Annotated in this window: 13 protein-coding genes; 4 read left to right on the top strand and 9 right to left on the bottom strand. The window is 71.6% G+C overall.

Annotation, left to right across the window (positions count from 1 at the left end; genetic code table 11):
- The first annotated feature begins 45 nt into the window (after positions 1-45).
- Positions 46-966, top strand: a complete 921-nt coding sequence (locus ABTX81_RS32430) for an SCO4651 family lipoprotein (RefSeq protein ID WP_350553141.1) — start codon at positions 46-48, stop codon at positions 964-966.
- A gap of 204 nt (positions 967-1,170) precedes the next feature.
- Positions 1,171-1,443 (top strand): hypothetical protein, encoded by a 273-nt coding sequence (locus ABTX81_RS32425; RefSeq protein WP_502892902.1) that lies wholly within the window; start codon positions 1,171-1,173, stop codon positions 1,441-1,443.
- 11 nt (positions 1,444-1,454) lie between these two features.
- On the opposite strand, the gene ABTX81_RS32420 is transcribed toward ABTX81_RS32425, so the two are convergent.
- Positions 1,455-1,853: a metal-sensitive transcriptional regulator gene (locus tag ABTX81_RS32420; RefSeq protein ID WP_350553139.1), complete on the bottom strand. Its 399-nt coding sequence runs from the start codon at positions 1,851-1,853 to the stop codon at positions 1,455-1,457.
- A 349-nt stretch (positions 1,854-2,202) separates the two neighbouring features.
- Between ABTX81_RS32420 and ABTX81_RS32415 the strand changes: the two genes are divergently transcribed.
- The gene (locus tag ABTX81_RS32415; RefSeq protein WP_350553137.1) at positions 2,203-2,823 is read left to right on the top strand and encodes a DUF47 domain-containing protein; all 621 of its coding nucleotides are present in this window, start codon (positions 2,203-2,205) and stop codon (positions 2,821-2,823) included.
- Between the two features lie 5 nt (positions 2,824-2,828).
- On the top strand, positions 2,829-3,827 hold the full coding sequence (locus ABTX81_RS32410) for an inorganic phosphate transporter (protein ID WP_350553135.1): 999 nt from the start codon (positions 2,829-2,831) through the stop codon (positions 3,825-3,827).
- Positions 3,828-4,019: 192 nt separating this feature from the next.
- Here ABTX81_RS32410 and pstB read toward each other — a convergent pair whose 3' ends face one another.
- The 8 genes from pstB to mshD form a co-directional block, all read right to left on the bottom strand.
- On the bottom strand, positions 4,020-4,796 hold the full coding sequence (gene pstB / locus ABTX81_RS32405) for a phosphate ABC transporter ATP-binding protein PstB (protein WP_350553133.1): 777 nt from the start codon (positions 4,794-4,796) through the stop codon (positions 4,020-4,022).
- Positions 4,797-4,841: 45 nt separating this feature from the next.
- Entirely contained in the window at positions 4,842-5,918 is a 1,077-nt protein-coding gene (gene pstA, locus ABTX81_RS32400; protein WP_350553131.1) for a phosphate ABC transporter permease PstA, read from the bottom strand.
- Positions 5,915-6,895 carry a phosphate ABC transporter permease subunit PstC gene (gene pstC / locus ABTX81_RS32395; RefSeq protein WP_350553129.1) on the bottom strand — a complete coding sequence of 327 codons (981 nt, stop codon included), beginning with the start codon at positions 6,893-6,895 and terminating at the stop codon, positions 5,915-5,917. The genes pstA and pstC overlap by 4 nt, the downstream gene beginning before the upstream one ends.
- A gap of 147 nt (positions 6,896-7,042) precedes the next feature.
- Positions 7,043-8,185, bottom strand: a complete 1,143-nt coding sequence (gene pstS, locus ABTX81_RS32390; RefSeq protein WP_350553127.1) for a phosphate ABC transporter substrate-binding protein PstS — start codon at positions 8,183-8,185, stop codon at positions 7,043-7,045.
- 246 nt (positions 8,186-8,431) lie between these two features.
- On the bottom strand, positions 8,432-8,929 hold the full coding sequence (locus tag ABTX81_RS32385; protein WP_350553125.1) for an NUDIX hydrolase: 498 nt from the start codon (positions 8,927-8,929) through the stop codon (positions 8,432-8,434).
- Positions 8,930-8,945: 16 nt separating this feature from the next.
- Positions 8,946-10,031, bottom strand: a complete 1,086-nt coding sequence (locus ABTX81_RS32380) for a CHAD domain-containing protein (protein ID WP_350553123.1) — start codon at positions 10,029-10,031, stop codon at positions 8,946-8,948.
- 255 nt (positions 10,032-10,286) lie between these two features.
- The gene (locus ABTX81_RS32375; RefSeq protein WP_350553121.1) at positions 10,287-12,464 is read right to left on the bottom strand and encodes an RNA degradosome polyphosphate kinase; all 2,178 of its coding nucleotides are present in this window, start codon (positions 12,462-12,464) and stop codon (positions 10,287-10,289) included.
- A gap of 336 nt (positions 12,465-12,800) precedes the next feature.
- Positions 12,801-13,802, bottom strand: a complete 1,002-nt coding sequence (gene mshD, locus ABTX81_RS32370) for a mycothiol synthase (protein WP_350553119.1) — start codon at positions 13,800-13,802, stop codon at positions 12,801-12,803.
- Between the last annotated feature and the right edge of the window lie 118 nt (positions 13,803-13,920).

Here is a 13,920-nt window from a genome sequence, read left to right as displayed (position 1 = left end):
GCCGGCGGGGCAGTCGGGCCCGAGGGGGTTGTCGCGAGGATGAAGATGACCGACCAGCAGCGCACCGGCCGGACCAGCGGCCGCACCGGGCGGCGGGCGCGTCCGGCGGCCGGCGCCGTCCTGCTCGCCACCGTGCTGGCCGGGGCGGCCGCCCTGGCCGGCTGCTCGCCGGACGCCGTGGACGGCGCCGGCGACGCCGCGGCCGACCAGCGGGCGAGCGGCACCCCCGAGCGGCTCGCCGCCGACCCGCTGACCGCGGTCCGCAGCGCCGCCGACATCACCGGCCGGTCGGGCTCCGCGCACGCCACCACCGAGCTGGTGACCGAGTCCGCGGAGAAGAAGGCCGTCTTCACCGGCAGCGGCGGCTACGACTACGTGAAGCGGATCGGCCGGCTGGAGGTGCAGGTGCCGCCGGGCGCCGCGACCACCGGCAAGATCGTCGAGGTGCTCCTGCCCGGCACGGTCTACCTGCAGAACAGCGGCGCCAAGGTGCCCGAGGGCAAGTGGGTCAAGCTGGACGTCCGCCAGCTGCCGGACGGCAACCTGGTCAGCGGCGGCGCCACCGACCCGTCGTCCGCCGCCGGCGCGCTGCGCGGCGCCCAGAAGGCCGAGCCGGTCGGCACCGAGACGGTCGGCGGGGTGGCGCTGAAGCACTACCGCGGCACCCTGGACCTCGCCAAGGCGGCCGACGCCACCGGCGGGCGCGGCGGGGACGGCCTGCGGATGGGGGCGCAGACCTTCACCGTGAAGGAGGTCCCCTACGACGTCTGGCTGGACGACGAGGGCCGACTGCACAAGGTGGTCGAGGTCTTCACCTTCGCCGGGGTGGCCGGCTCCAAGGAGGCGAAGGACCAGGTGAAGGTGGTCTCGACGACCACGCTGAGCGACTTCGGCGCGCCGGTCGAGGCGGCCGAGCCGCCGGCCGCGGACATCTTCGCGATGAAGCCCACCGAGAGCCCGAAGTAGCGCTTCCGGGGGTCGGCGCGGGCGCCGCGGGCGCAGGCGCGAGGGGAGGCCGCCGCTCCGGGTGGGCCCGGATGCCCCCGGGCCCACCCGTTTCGGCGGCGCCGAGATGGCCCGTCCGTGCCATGTGGACGGGCCCCGAAGTGCCTAGGCTGGACGTCGGGTGGCTGCCGCCCGGGCTGGCGAGGCGCTGAAGGGGTGGTGCAGGTGATGGCGTCCACGGGCGGCCGCAGCGGCGGCCACGACGACGCGGCCCTCGACGAGATCGAGCTGGCCGGCGAGCTGATGATCGCCGCCACGGCCAGCAGCGGCGACCGGCTGCCGACCGAACGGATCGACGAAGTGCTGCTCGACCGGCCCGACGGCGGTCCTGCCGGGCCCGGGCCGGCCGGGGCCCGGCAGGACCCGCGGGAAGCACCGGACCCACGGGAAGGACCGGGCCCGCAGGACCCGCGAGACCTCCGGGGCCGGGAGGACTAGCCCCGCCTGGGTCAGCTGCGCAGCAGCCGGCCGATGGCCGCGGTGGCCTCGGCGACCTTGGCGTCCAGCTCGGTGCCGCCCTCCTCGGCGGCGGCCGCGACGCAGTGCCGCAGGTGCTCCTCGAGCAGCGAGAGCGCGAAGGACTGCAGCGCCTTGGTGCTGGCCGAGACCTGGGTGAGCACGTCGATGCAGTAGACGTCCTCGTCGACCATCCGCTGGAGGCCGCGGATCTGGCCCTCGATCCGGCGCAGCCGCTTGAGGTGCGCGTCCTTCTGGGCGCTGTACCCGTGCGGGCCGTGGGCGCCGTGGCCCGCGTGGGCGTCCGGGGTCGTCCGGGGCGCAACGTGCTCGCCGTGCGGTTCCGCCCCGGGCGCCTGCTCCGGCTCGGTGCGCGCTTGCGTGGTGGTCATCGGCCCGCCTTCGTCTGAGTGCCTGGTGGCTGCGTCGGCCTCCAGTGTCCAACAACCGGGCCCGTCGTGGTGTTCCTCCGGCACGGCCGACCGGGAGCGGACGCGTCCGGCGCGGTTCCCCCGTCCGGGGAAACACCCCGCTCCTCCCGCCGCACGGCAGGAGCGATCCGGGCGAGGTTCCGTCAGACTGGGGGCTCATGCCCGTACCTGCGGTGCGGATCGGATCCACTGCTGCGGCAGCCGAACGGAAGGGGATGTTCCGGCTCCGCTTCGAGCACCCCGTTTGCGTGATGGCGCTCGGTTGCACCTAGCATCGTTCAGTCCCCTACCCCGCACATCGGAGATTTCCGTGCGTTTTAGCCTGACCCCGAAGGAGACGAGCTTCTACGACATGTTCGCCGCAGCCGCGGAGAACCTGGTCGTCGGCTCGAAGCTCCTGCTGGAACTGCTGGGATCAGACGTGTCGGCCCGCGCGGAGATCGTCGAGCGCATGCGCGCCGCCGAGCACGCCGGAGACGACACCACCCATGCGATCTTCCACCAGCTGAACTCGTCCTTCATCACGCCCTTCGACCGCGAGGACATCTACACCCTCGCCTCGTCGCTGGACGACATCATGGACTTCATGGAGGAGGCCGTCGACCTGGTCGTCCTCTACGACATCCAGACCCTGCCGAAGGGCATCGAGCAGCAGATCGAGGTCCTGGCCCGCGCCGCCGAGCTCACCGCCGAGGCGATGCCGAACCTGCGGAGCATGTCCAACCTGACCGAGTACTGGATCGAGGTCAACCGGCTGGAGAACCAGGCCGACCAGATCCACCGCAAGCTGCTCGCCCACCTCTTCTCCGGCCAGTACGAGGCCATCGAGGTGCTCAAGCTGAAGCAGGTCGTGGACGTCCTCGAACAGGCCGCGGACGCGTTCGAGCACGTCGCCAACACGGTGGAGACCATCGCGGTCAAGGAGTCCTGACCCCCGTGGACATGGCAGCACTCATCGCCGTCGTCGGTGTCGCGTTCTTCTTCACCTACACCAACGGCTTCCACGACTCGGCCAACGCGATCGCGACCTCGGTCTCCACCCGGGCGCTGACGCCCCGGGCGGCCCTGGCGATGGCCGCGGTGATGAACCTGGCGGGCGCCTTCCTGGGCAGCGGGGTGGCGCACACCGTCTCGCAGGGCATCATCGAGACCCCGACCGGCGACACCGGCATGGCGATTCTGTTCGCCGCGCTGGTCGGCGCCATCGCCTGGAACCTGGTCACCTGGTACTTCGGACTTCCGTCCTCCTCCTCGCACGCGCTGTTCGGCGGCATGGTGGGCGCGGCGCTGGCCGGCGGCACCGAGGTGATCTGGAGCGGCGTCATCGACAAGATCGTCATCCCGATGATCGTCTCCCCCGTGGTCGGCCTGGTCGGCGGCTTCCTGGTGATGCTGGCGATCCTCTGGCTCTTCCGGCGGGCCAACCCGCACCGGGCCAAGCGCAACTTCCGGGTCGCCCAGACCGCCTCGGCCGCCGCGATGGCACTGGCGCACGGTCTGCAGGACGCGCAGAAGACCATGGGCATCGTGGTGATGGCCCTGGTGATCTCGGGCCACCAGAGCCAGGGCGACCCGATCCCGGTCTGGGTGAAGATCTCCTGCGCGACCATGCTCTCGCTGGGCACCTACGCCGGCGGCTGGCGGATCATGCGGACGCTGGGTCGGAAGATCATCGAGCTGGACCCGCCGCAGGGCTTCGCCGCCGAGGCCACCGCCTCGACGGTCATGTACATCACCTCGTTCGTCTTCAAGGCGCCGATCTCCACCACGCACGTGATCACCTCGGCGATCATGGGCGCCGGGGCCACCAAGCGGATCCGCGCGGTGCGCTGGGGCGTCGCCAAGAACATCGTCCTCGGCTGGTTCATCACGATGCCGGCGGCCGCGATCGTCGCGGCGCTGGTGTACTGGTTCGTCCACCTGTTCTGGGGCTGACGGACAGCGCCCGACGGCTGACGGGCAGCGCCGCACGGCCGACGGGCAGCGCCGGCCGACCGACGGAACGCCACAGGGCCCGCCCCCCACATCTCGGGGGGCGGGCCCTTTTTTCATGCTCCGTGGCGGCACCGCCATGCAGCACCACGAAGCAGCTTGTGGAGCTCCGCCCGGGCGACCGGGCGGGGCCGATCAGCCGAAGCGGCCGGAGATGTAGTCCTCGGTCGCCTGCACCGACGGGTTGGAGAAGATCCGCTGGGTGTCGTCGAGCTCGATCAGCTTGCCCGGCTGGCCGACGCCGGCCAGGTTGAAGAAGGCGGTGCGGTCGCTGACGCGGGCCGCCTGCTGCATGTTGTGCGTCACGATGACGATGGTGAACTGGGACTTCAGCTCGCCGATCAGGTCCTCGATGGCGAGGGTGGAGATCGGGTCGAGGGCGGAGCAGGGCTCGTCCATCAGCAGGACCTGCGGCTCGACCGCGATGGCGCGGGCGATGCACAGACGCTGCTGCTGGCCGCCGGAGAGGCCGGCGCCCGGCTTGTTCAGCCGGTCCTTGACCTCGCTCCAGAGGTTGGCGCCCTTGAGCGACTTCTCCACCACGCCGTCCAGCACGGACTTCTTGCGCACGCCCGCGAGCTTCAGCCCGGCGATCACGTTGTCGTAGATCGACATGGTCGGGAACGGGTTGGGGCGCTGGAAGACCATGCCCACCGAGCGGCGGACGGCGACCGGGTCGACGGCGGAGGCGTACAGGTTCTCGTCGTCCAGGAGCACCTTGCCCTCGACGCGGGCGCCGGGGATCACCTCGTGCATCCGGTTGAGGGTCCGCAGGAAGGTGGACTTGCCGCAGCCGGAGGGGCCGATGAAGGCCGTCACCGAACGGGGTTCGATGGACATCGAGATGTCCTCGATGGCCTTGGTGGAGCCGTAGTAGGCGGACAGTCCGCTGACGTCGATGCGCTTGGCCATGATCGTTCGTCTTCTCTCAGTCTTCGTCGTACGTCAGTCGGTCGCTCAGTGTCCGGCCTTGGGCGAGCGCCAGCGGGCGATGCCCCGGGCGATGAGGTTGAGCCCCATCACGAAGGCGATCAGCACGAGCGCGGCACCCCAGGCGCGGGCGTAGCCGTAGTCGTTGTTCACCACGGCGTACTGCTGCCAGATGTACATCGGCAGCGACTGCTGCGGTCCGTCGAACGGGTTGTTGTTGATGTAGGCGGCGCCGAAGACCAGCATCATCACCGGGGCGGTCTCACCCGTGATGCGGGCGACCGCGAGCATCACACCGGTGGTGATGCCGCCGATGGCGGTGGGGAGGACGATCCGCAGGATGGTCTTCCACTTCGGCACGCCGAGCGCGTACGACGCCTCGCGCAGCTCGTTCGGGACGAGCTTGAGCATCTCCTCGGTGGAGCGGACCACGACCGGCATCATCAGGATCGCCAGCGCGAGGCTGCCGGAGAAGCCGGAGTAGTTGAAGCCGAGGGCGATGTTCCACAGGGACAGGATGAACAGACCGGCGACGATCGACGGGACACCCGTCATGACGTCGACGAAGAAGGTGACCGCCTTGGCGAGCGTGCCGCGGCCGTACTCGACCAGGTAGACGGCGGTCAGCAGACCGATCGGGGCGGCCATCAGGGTGGCCAGCAGGACCTGCTCCAGGGTGCCGATCAGCGCGTGGTAGATGCCGCCGCCGGGGCCGGCCGACCGCACGCCCATCATGGAGTGCGTCAGGAAGTCGCCGTCCACGACGCCGATGCCCTTCTGGACCGTGTAGACGGTCAGCGAGAGCAGCGGCACCACGGCCAGGATGAAGGCGACCCAGACCACCGAGGTGGCGAACCGGTCCTTGGCCTGCCGGCGGCCCTCGACCTGGGCCGAGAGCAGGTAGCTGATGATCAGGAACAGGGCCGCGGAGATCAGGCCCCACTGGAGCTTGCTCTCCAGCCCGCCGACCGCGCCGATGCCGCAGCCGAGGGCGATCGAGCCGACGGCCACGCCGGCCGGGGCCCACTTGGGCAGCCGGTTGGCGGTCAGCGGACGGCCCACCGGGCGGGCGTCCGCCGGAACTGTGGTCGTAGCGGCGCTCATGCGTTGGCCCCCGAGTACTCCTTGCGGCGGGCGACGATCAGTCGCGCGGCACCGTTCACCAGCAGGGTGATCACGAACAGGACGAGGCCGGAGGCCATCAGCGCGTCCCGGCCGAAGGGCTGGGCCTCGTTGAACTTCAGCGCGATGTTCTGCGCGAAGGTGCCGCCGCCCGGGTCGAGCAGGTGCAGCGAGAGCACGTTGCTGGAGGAGAGCACGACGGCGACCGCGATGGTCTCGCCGAGCGCGCGGCCGAGGCCGAGCATCGAGGCCGAGATGATGCCGGGGCGGCCGAACGGCAGCACCGCGGTGCGGATCATCTCCCAGCGGGTCGCGCCGAGGGCGAGCGCCGCCTCCTCGTGCATCCGCGGAACCTGCCGGAAGACCTCACGGCTGACCGCCGTGATGATCGGCAGGATCATGATCGCCAGCAGGATGCCGACGGTGAACAGGTTGCGCGGGGTGGTGCCGACCCGGGACTGGTCGAAGATGTACGTCCAGCCGAGGTACTCGTCCAGCCAGCTGTTCAGTCCGCCCAGGTGCGGCACCAGGAAGAGCGCGCCCCACAGGCCGTAGATGATGCTGGGCACGGCCGCCAGCAGGTCCACCAGGTAGGCGAACGGCTGCGCGATCCGGCGCGGCGCGTAGTGGGAGATGAACAGCGCGATCCCGATGGCCACCGGGACGGCGATCGCCATGGCGATCAGCGCGCTGACGATGGTGCCGAACGCCAGGACGGCGATGCCGAAGACCGGCTCCGGGGCGTCCGGCGTCCACTCGAAGGTGGTGAGGAAGTTGCCCTCGTTCTTGCTCAGCGCGATGGCCGAGCGCCAGGTCAGGAAGCCCGCGATGGCGGCCATGACCACCAGCAGCAGGATGCCCGACCCGCGGGACAGGTTCATGAAGATCTTGTCGCCGACCCGGCTGTCGCGCTGGCGGCGTTCCCTGCCTCGCGGGGCGGCAGGGGTGGATGAAGTCATTGGTCTACTCCGGTCTGGTGGTGCGGCCCCGAGGGGGCGGCACCCTGGCGGCGGTGCCCCGGACGTGTTGCGTTCGTCGGTACTACCCGCGGGGGCGGCCCCGGCCCCCCTCGTTCACGGGGCCGCCCCAGCGGAGGTCGTGCTGGGTCAGGCGAGCGAGCCGATGACGGTGTTCACCTTGTCGGTCAGCGACTTCGGCAGCGGGACGTAGCCCGCGTCGCCGATCGCCTTCTGGCCCGCGTCGCTGGCGGTGTAGGCCAGGAACGCCTTCAGGGTGTCGAGGGTGTCGGCCTTGTTGCCCTTGTCGCAGGCGATCTCGTACGTGACCAGGACCAGCGGGTAGGAACCCTCTTCCTTGGTCGCGTAGTCGAGGGTCAGCGCCAGGTCGCTGCTGTTGGTGCCGGCGACCTGCGCCTTGGCGAAGGTGTTGGCGGCGTTGGCGGCGGTGGCCTCGACCGGCTTGGCGGCACCGGTGTTGATGGCGGCGCTCTTCAGGTTGTTGGTCTGGGCGAAGGACAGCTCGGCGTAGCTGATCGAGTTCTTGACCTGCTTCACCTGGGCCGCGACACCGGCCGAGCCGTTGGCGCCCTGGCCGCCCTTGCCCGCCCAGGCCTTGCTGGCCGGGTAGGCCCAGGCGCCGCCCGAGGTCTTGGCGAAGTACTTGGTCAGGTTCTCGGTGGTGCCCGAGTCATCCGTGCGGTGGAAGGCCTGGATGTCGGCGTCCGGCAGCTTGGCGCCCGGGTTCAGGGCGGCGATCGCCGGGTCGTTCCACTTGGTGATCTGCGAGTCGAAGATCTTCGCGATGGTCGGCGCGTCCAGGACGAGGTTGTCGACGCCCTCGACGTTGTAGACGATCGAGATCAGGCCCGCGACGAGCGGCAGGTTGACACCCTGGCCACCGGTGCAGACGGCCTTGCTGGCCTCGACCTCGGCCGGCTTCAGCGCCGAGTCCGAGCCGGCGAACTGGATCTTGCCCTGGTTGAACTGCTGGACACCGGCACCGGAGCCGCCGCCACCGTAGTTGACGGTGGCACCCTTGCAGGCCGCCTCGAAGTTGTTCTTCAGGATGTCGATCGCGTTGCCCTGGGCGGTGGAGCCGGCGGCGACCAGCGCGGTGGGCTTGGAGCCACAGTTGATCGCGGCGGGGGCGGCGGCACCGCTGGAACCCGCCGGGGCGGCGTTGTTGTTGGTGTTATCGTCCGAGCCGCACGCGGCGAGCGACAGCGAGCCAACGAGCGCCATGGCACCGATCGCGAGGGCCTTGGAGCGGCCGTTCCGCTGGAGCTTCACAGGGTGTCCCTTTCTGTGGCATTGCCCGGCGCGCAGGCCCTGCCGAGAGCAGGGCGGAGCGCGGGTTTTGCTGAGGTCCGGGGCCCGTTCGGCCCGCCGGTGATACCGAAGTTAGGCCGGGTAGGTGACGCGTCAGCCGGTCGTAAGTGAACGGAGAGTGAACCTCGAACGGATGACAGGAAACTACGTCAGGTAGTAACGGTTGCGTCACGGCGAGGGCGCGGGTAGATCACTTCCACTGTTCCTTCACGTCTCCGGGCCCCGCAACCGCACCGGCCTGGCGCCCAGCAGCTCCAGCAGCGCGTCGACCAGCCGCCGGTCCTGCCCCCGGGTCAACCGCGCCCGCGCCTTCCCCGCCGGCAGCCACTCCAGGCGGTCCACCTCCCGGTTCGGCCGGAACTCCCCCGCCGTCGGCACCGCCGCCCAGTACCGGACCTCCTTCGGCCGGCCCTGCGCCACGTAGTGCTGGGTCGGCAGCGCCTCCCCCAGCACGCAGGAGAACCCCGTCTCCTCCCGGACCTCGCGCAGCGCCGCCTCGACCACGCCCTCGCCCGGGTGCAGCTTCCCCTTCGGCAGGCTCCAGTCGTCGTACTTCGGCCGGTGGATCACCGCGATCCGCGGCCGGCCCAGCCGACCGCTCTTCTTCGGGCGGCCCGGCAACCAGAGCACCGCGCCGGCCGCCAGCACCACCGGCCCCTCGTACGCCGCCCGGGCGGACACCGCCCGCCGGCCGTCCTCCGGCACCGGCCGCCCGCCCACCTCAGGCCGTCCGCGATTCCGCCGCCGCCCCCCAGCCCTCGGCCGGCGGCAGCTCCAGCCACGCCTCCGTCCCCGGCGGCAGCTCCGGCCACCGCCGCCCGAAGGCGTACCGCGCCGCCTCCACCTCCAGCCGCTGATCGGCGTGCACCACGCCCAGCACGTACGCCGTCGCCGGGGTGATCCGCGGCGTGCGCGCCGCCGTCGCCGCCGTCACCGCCGCCTCCGACGCCTCCTGGTGCCGCAGCAGCACCCGGTCCAGCTCGTCCAGCACCGCCGACGGCCGCCCGCACACCTCCAGCGCGTACCGGGCCCGCTTCACCAGCGCCCGCGTCCGGTGCCACGGCGCGTCGTCCGCCGCCAGCGCCGCGTCCGCGTCCAGCGCGCCCCGCGCGCTCGGCACCGCCCCCAGCCGGCGCAGCCCGTCCCCGCCGTACGGCGTCGCCGCCCGCTGCAACGGCAGCTGCTGGGCGCTCGCCGCCAGCGCCCCGAACGCGGCCGCCGCCTGCGGCACCAGCACCGCCCCCGCCCGGCCCGCCGCCGACTCCGCCAGCGGCGCCTCCGCCACCAGCAGCGTCATCCGGTCCGCCAGCGCGTGCAGCCGCGCCGACCGCAGCTCCTGCAGCACCGTGGAGTGCGCCCTGGTCCGGGCCAGGGTCAGCTGCCGGTCCAGCAGCGCCCGCGCCTTCGGCGCCCCCGCGTGGCCGGCCAGCATGCCCGGCCCCTCCGCCTCGCTGCCGCTCAGCCCGTCCAGCGCGCCCAGCAGCCGGGCCGAGCGCCGCACGTACCCCGGCTCCAGTGCCAGCAGGTTCAGCAGCCAGGCCAGCTCGGTCCGCGACTCCTGCGCCCAGAGCGGCTCGAAGGAGGCGGAGAAGGTGGTCAGCAGCCCGTTGATCCGCCGCACCGCCCGCAGCAGGTCCGCGGTGCCCTCCGACGGGACGACCGACGCACCCGGTCTCGCGCCGACCTCGCCCACCGCCAGTGGCAGGGCGCGCAGGAACGCGCCCGCCAGCGCGGTGAGATGGCTGGAGAGGATGTCCCCGGCGGTCGCGGTGGAGGCCGCCTGGGCCGTCATCGGCGCATCGGTCATGGCTAGGTAGATCCCCGTTCCCCCGGGGCCGTCCCCGGGGCTGGTGGCCGACCGCTCAGCGGGTCCCTACCGCTCAGCGGCTCGCGTCGGTGGGTCGCGCGGTCGCGTCGTCGAGTCTCGTGCCGTCGTGTCCCCCGGCGACGGGACCCGCACCGGTCGGTCCGGTGCGGGCCCGTCGCGCGGCGTCGCGGCTCACGTCGTCACGTCTGGCATCGTCACGTCTGGCGTCAGCGGGGCCGTGGCGGCGACCGGCGGTCATCGGGGCGTGACGGCCCGACGACGCTGACGCGAGTCGATGAGCAGGTCCTGGACGTGGCGCAACGGCTTGCCGTCGCCGTCCTGGGCGTGCCGGGTCCAGGACCCCTCCGTGCCGAGGTGCCAGGACTCCGTCTCGTCGGACATGCCGAGGTCGAGCAGCCCGGACAGCTCGGCCCGGTGCGCCGGGTCGGTGATCCGCAGCAGCGCCTCGATCCGGCGGTCCAGGTTGCGGTGCATCATGTCGGCGCTGCCGATCCACACCTCCGGATCGCCGTTGTTGCCGAAGACGAAGATCCGCGAGTGCTCCAGGAACCGCCCCAGGATGCTGCGCACCCGGACGTTCTCGCTCAGCCCCGGCACCCCCGGCCGGATCGCGCAGATGCCGCGCACCCACACGTCCACCGGCACCCCGGCCTGCGAGGCCCGGTACAGCGCGTCGATCACGGCCTCGTCGACGATCGAGTTGACCTTGAGCTTCACGTGCGCCGGACGGCCGGCCCGGTGGTTGGCGATCTCGTTGTGGATCCGCGCCACCAGGCCGTCGCGCAGCCCGCGCGGGGCGGTCAGCAGGCGCCGGTAGGACTCGCGGCGCGAGTAGCCGGAGAGCCGGTTGAAGAGGTCCGAGAGGTCCGCCCCGACCTGCGGGTCCGAGGTCAGCAGACCGAGGTCCTCGTACAGCCGGGCCGTCTTCGGGTGGTAGTTGCCGGTGCCGACGTGCGAGTAGCGGCGCAGGGTGTCACCCTCCTGCCGGACCACCAGCGACAGCTTGCAGTGCGTCTTCAGCCCGACCAGGCCGTAGACCACGTGGCAGCCGGCCTCCTCCAGCTTGCGGGCCCACTTGATGTTGGCCTGCTCGTCGAAGCGCGCCTTGATCTCGACCAGCACCAGCACCTGCTTGCCGGACTCCGCAGCGTCGATCAGCGCGTCGACGATCGGCGAGTCGCCCGAGGTCCGGTACAGCGTCTGCTTGATGGCCAGGACGTCCGGGTCGGCCGCGGCCTGCTCCAGGAAGGCCTGCACCGAGGTGGAGAAGCTGTCGTACGGGTGGTGCAGCAGCACGTCCCGCTCGCGCATCGCGGCGAAGATGTCCGGCTGCGAGGCCGACTCGACGTCGGTCAGGCCGCGCGCGGTGCCCGCCACGAACTTCGGGTACTTCAGCTCCGGCCGGTCCAGCCCGGCGATGCCGAACAGCCCGGTCAGGTCCAGCGGGCCGGGCAGCGGGAAGACCTCCGCCTCGGTGATGTTCAGCTCCCGCACCAGCAGGTCCAGGATGTAGGGGTCGATCGACTCCTCGACCTCCAGCCGCACCGGCGGGCCGAAGCGCCGCCGCATCAGCTCCTTCTCCAGGGCCTTGAGGATGTTCTCGGTGTCGTCCTCCTCCACCTCCAGGTCCTCGTTGCGGGTGACCCGGAAGGCGTGGTGGGCGAGCACCTCCATGCCCGGGAAGAGCTCCTCCAGATGCGCCCCCATGACGTCCTCCAGCGGCACGTACCGCTGCGGGGAGGCCTCCAGGAAGCGCGCGAGCGACTGCGGCACCTTCACCCGGGCGAAGTGCTTGTGCCCGGAGACCGGGTTGCGCACGACGACCGCCAGGTTGAGGGAGAGCCCCGATATATAGGGGAAGGGGTGCGCCGGGTCCACCGCCAGCGGGGTGAGGACCGGGAAGATCTTCTGCCGGAACAGGGTGTGCAGCCGCGCCTGCTCCTTCTCCGCCAGCTCGGACCAGCGGACCACCTCGATCCCCTCGGCGGCGAGGTCCGGCAGCACCTCCTGCTGGAACGCGGCGGCGTGGCGGGCCATCAGCTCGCGCGAGCGGGTCCAGATGAGGTCCAGCACCTCGCGCGGCTGGAGCCCGGACGCGCTGCGCTGGGCGACGCCGGTGGCGATCCGGCGCTTGAGGCCGGCCACCCGCACCATGAAGAACTCGTCGAGGTTGCTCGCGAAGATCGCCAGGAACTTGGTGCGCTCCAGCAGGGGGATCCCCGGATCCTCCGCCAGCTCCAGCACGCGTTCGTTGAACGCGAGCCAGCTGCGCTCGCGGTCCAGGAACCGGCCCTGCGGCAACTCCTCCAGATCCTGCTCATCGGTGACCGTCAACTCCGGCGGAATCCCGAGCGCGCTGGACATCCGCGCGGGCGGGGACAGCGGGGCAGGGACGGGGCGGGGGATGCTCATGGGCTCCAGCTCCTCCAGCAGGACGGCGTCCGGACGCGAAATGCCTTTCGGGCCGTCGCCCTCGCCCGTCACCCACGCCCAACCACCCGGCGCGGCCGTCACAGAACCGGTCGACGAGTGCCGGCCGATGCTGCACGAGCGAGACACTACGGACTTCATCCTGTGATCTTCGCGGCATTAATTGAATCCACGGTAAACACCGCATGGCCAGGAGGAAAGCTGAGGCGGTCAGGGCCGGGGCGACAGGCGCACGCCCGTTGCCCCGGCCCCGTTTTCTCCGCTAGGCGGCGCCGGGGCGAGCCGTCCGAACAGTCACCCTCGGTCACCGGAACGCGGTCACCGGGAATTCGGACGCACGACCCCGGCGCGATACATCAGATCGACTTCGTGGACGGTGAATCCGAGCCTTTCGTACACCCGGACCGCCGCCGGATTGTCCGCGTCGACGTACAGCAGCACGGTGTCCAGCCCGCGCTCGCCGGCCGCGGCGTCACCGCCTGTCAGGTGCCGCAGGCCGGCTGCGGTCAGCGCCCGGCCGAGGCCGCTGCCCTGCTCCGCCGGATCGACGCCCACCACGTACACCTCGCCGAGCGCCGGCCCGGTCGCGGTCGCCGGGTGCACCTTGGTCCAGTGGAAGCCGACCGGCTTGCCGTCCCGGGTGGCGAGGAAGAAGCCGGCCGGGTCGAACCACGGCTCGGCCAGCCGGTCGGCCAGGTCACGCTCGGTCCAGGAGCCCTGCTCCGGGTGGTGGGCGAAGGCGAGGGCGTTCAGGCGGAGCCACTCGGCGTCGTCCTCGCCGGGCCGGAACGTCCGCAGTTCGATCCCGTCCGGGAGCGGGACGACCTCGGTCTGCGACCCGGTGCGGCGCATCTGCCGCAGCTCGCGGACCAGCTCGGCACCATACCGCTCGGCCAGGTGCCGGGCCGCCGGGTGGCCGCCGTGCACCCAGAAGTCGACGTGCGCCCGGCCCGCCCGCGCGGCCTCGGCGAGCACGGCGTCCACCAGGGGCCGTCCGAAGCCCCGACCGCGGGCGGCCGGCGCCACGACGAGCTCGGCGGCCGGGTTGGCGGCGTCGCTCTCGGGGACCTCCAGCTGGCCGTAGCCGACGACATCGGCTGTCCCGGCTGTCCCGAGTGATTCGAGGAAATGAGTCACTCCGGTCCGCGCCGTCTCCGAGGAGCGCAGACGAAGACGCCCCTGCTCGGACACGGCCTCCCGACCGTCCGCGCCCTGGGCGTCCACCAGGACCCGCAGGGCCGCGTCCCGTTGTGCCGGCCGCAGTACGTCGGAGGCGAGGACCGTGGCTGCGTCGCCCGTCGTTTCCGTTCGATCGTCCATGCCCTGACGATACGTCAAGGCAGAACGCAAAGAACCCCCGCCGGATAACCGGCGGGGGTTCTTTCTAAAATTTGTTCGGCGGCGTCCTACTCTCCCACAGGGTCCCCCCTGCAGTACC

The organism is Kitasatospora sp. NPDC097605 (genome assembly GCF_040302725.1).
In the GTDB taxonomy this organism is placed as follows: Bacteria; Actinomycetota; Actinomycetes; order Streptomycetales; family Streptomycetaceae; genus Kitasatospora.
The sequence above is the reverse complement of the archived record's forward strand: the minus strand, read 5'-3'. Positions and strand labels throughout refer to the sequence as shown.